The 1,866-nt window shown below is 29.8% G+C and carries 1 pseudogene; it reads left to right on the forward strand.

The features are described from left to right. Nucleotides 1-1,640: 1,640 nt before the first annotated feature. A pseudogene (locus tag ACFIKE_RS09995) lies at nt 1,641-1,866 on the forward strand (acetylglutamate kinase); the annotation flags it as partial.

Below are 1,866 nucleotides of genomic sequence, written 5' to 3' on the forward strand. Positions count from 1 at the left end.
TTTCTGGTTAAAATATGTGAATGTTCTCAGAATAGATTAGAAAAAACTTTTGGAAGGTTATTTTAATTAAGCTTTCTGTAGTCTTGTAATTTTTGAAAAACATTTTTTTCTTGAAAAGATAAAGAGAGAAACAATTAATTTAGGGTAAGTTCTAGCCGCTGATAGTTTTTTACATTTCACGAGTTTTATGGATAAGTCTTATTTTTGAGTGTCTATGATATTTTAAAAAGGGCTTATCCATAAGAAGGATGCAATTGAGTGACTGATTTCCAGTGTCATGATAACTGCTTTTATGCATTCAGCATTTTTTGTATTTATTGTTTTACTCAAAATCCCTATACTAAAACTGTAAAATAGGTATCAGCTTGCCAAGAAACGCTAAATAAGCTGTTAGGCAAACCATCTTTTTCAAATAAAGCATCAACTTCTTATAACCGATTTTATTTTTGGCATTTTGATAATCTTAACTACTGTCTCCCTTTAAAAAGGCAAAAAAGGGGTATTTATTCGGAATAGCTTTTACATGCCTCATACCAGCTTCATTTTCTTTTAGATTACGGATTTTGTTTTGTATTCTGGTGTCATAAAATACTTCTTTCAGATAATAAAAAAACGCTATAATCAGATTTATTTTGTTCCAAAGAAATTATGAAATAGGATAATGCATGTTGAATACTAAAGCAGACATAACAAAATATGTCTTGAGATGCTTGATGCATCTCTCTTTTGGAGAAACAGATTCCATGGAATTCACCTAGTTGAATTTATTGGCATGATAAAAATTTGGTGGGGAGAAAGGGGGAGGTACTTTAGAAAAGAAAAAATAAATACAACAAAAAAATGGCATGATATGCTTAAAAAACAACACATTAAAAGAATTAAAAATTCTAAAAGACATTGAATAATCCAAGCATGTATTGCTATGCAGAAAGAAAAACTTAATGACAGATCATGAAAATGAGAAATTTTATAAAATCTTACGAAGAGAGTAATCTAAACAATTAAATGCTTTTATGAAGATGCTTCTGAAGAGCTATTCGCAATAAAGTCACAATATATGACAATTTTGCAAAGCATTTTTCGATTTTACGATATAAAAAGATAAATTATTATTATAAATCAATTTATTATGATTCTCCATAAGGAGCGTTCAATTGACATTTTCTCATGTTTAATGATTGAGAAAAAGTCAAATTTTTAAAACCAAATTTATAGTTTATTGAGATAAGCTATAAAGCGGTTGAGTGATTTCTTATCTTGGGAATATGTTAATTTTATTATTATAAGAAATTTTGTTTTATCTTACAAAATCAAGGGTTGTATATATTCCTATTCATTGTTAAGTATCCATAGGGATAAACTAATGAGTTGAATGTACGGCGTAGCTTCAAAATTTGGCTTTTCAATCTTATATATAAGATCATAAAATAATGACGTTTTTTTACGTCTATTTTGTTTAATTTTTCGCTGTCAATTTTTAAAGGAAGTTTTTTGTATTTCATTTCGCTATTCCTTTTTCATAATTTAGAAGAAAATTGACGATTTTCAGGGGGGTGGATAGAGTAAGGCTTTGTTTTATTGTTTTCACTTTTCCTAAATTTCATTAAGAGGTGGTAAAAAGTGATGAGGAGGCTCTATTGATGGATGATGCTAAAAACGGCACTGTAGATGTTTTGGAAAAACAAGCAGCATTTTTATCGTCTGCTTTACCTTATATGCAAAAATATGAAAATGAAACGGTCGTGGTAAAATATGGCGGCCATGCTATGGGTGATCCTGCTTTAGGGCAAGCATTTGCGCGTGATATTGCTCTATTAAAGCAATCGGGGATTAACCCTGTTGTTGTTCATGGTGGTGGGCCTCAAA

The sequence above is a fragment of the Bartonella sp. MU70NMGDW genome (genome assembly GCF_042194085.1).
Classification (GTDB): domain Bacteria; phylum Pseudomonadota; class Alphaproteobacteria; order Rhizobiales; family Rhizobiaceae; genus Bartonella; species Bartonella grahamii.